General features: G+C 74.3%; 1 pseudogene. It reads left to right on the forward strand.

Annotation, left to right across the window (positions count from 1 at the left end):
• Positions 1-304, forward strand: a pseudogene (locus PUR56_RS08825) (hypothetical protein); the annotation flags it as partial.

The raw sequence follows: 304 nt of genomic DNA on the forward strand, positions 1-304 counted from the left end.
GCAACAGGCGCTGCTGGCGACGTACGGCCAGGACCGGGCCGAGGGCGAGCCGCTCTGGCGGGGCTCGCGGCAGTCGCACATCGGGCACACCCCGGCGGCGGCGGGCGGCGGCGGCATCAGCAAGAGGGTCGAGGCCCTGGCCGTCCTGGCCACCTACGGTCCGGACCGGGACGGCGGCGACCCGCTCTGGCTCGGGTCGGTGAAGTCCAACATCGGGCACACGCAGGCGGCGGCCGGTGTAGCCCGCATCAGCCAGATGTTTCTGTCGATGCTGCCCGGCACCCTGCCCGCGACGCTCAACGCC

Origin of the sequence: Streptomyces sp. BE303 (genome assembly GCF_036290945.1) — a bacterium.
GTDB lineage: Bacteria > Actinomycetota > Actinomycetes > Streptomycetales > Streptomycetaceae > Kitasatospora.